Raw genomic sequence first — 514 nt, forward strand, 5'->3', positions numbered from 1 at the left:
TCGCGAAAGACTGGGAGCGATCCATCGCCTCATCAACAGCTTGGGCCCTCATCGCCTCAATCCGCATGCTCACACGCAGAACCGCAAGGTATTGTCAGAATTGAGAAACTTCCGAATCCGGCTCTTACTCCTAGCCCCGATGTGGCTGTGACAGAAACGATCGGCCCGGTAGGGCCGGAAGAGAATATCGTCGAGATCACCTATGATCTCAAGAGCCGCTATCCCGGCCTTCGCAGCATCGTACCGCATAGGATGCGGCTCTATGCCCAAACCATCTTTTCCCCTCGGGTCGAAACAGCGCGACAAGCCGTCTTCACTAAACTCGCTGGCAGCGCCATCGGTCATTTCGATCCGTTGCGTGCGAAGCACGCATTGGAGCGTGCATATTGGTCGCGTCCGTCAATGTGGTGTAAAATCGGGTGTGGCCACTGGGCTGCATTTTCAGGCGGCCTTGGGTGTAATCTGTAGCGGCTGTGCCTCCTCGATCATTGGTGTGGCAAGGGCGGCCATGCCC

Annotated in this window: 1 pseudogene; it reads left to right on the forward strand. The window is 57.0% G+C overall.

Going from position 1 to position 514, the window contains the following annotated elements:
- Positions 1-104, forward strand: a pseudogene (locus EWH12_RS22105) (IS5/IS1182 family transposase); the annotation flags it as partial.
- Between the last annotated feature and the right edge of the window lie 410 nt (positions 105-514).

The organism is Sphingobium cupriresistens (genome assembly GCF_004152865.1).
Classification (GTDB): Bacteria; Pseudomonadota; Alphaproteobacteria; order Sphingomonadales; family Sphingomonadaceae; genus Sphingobium; species Sphingobium cupriresistens.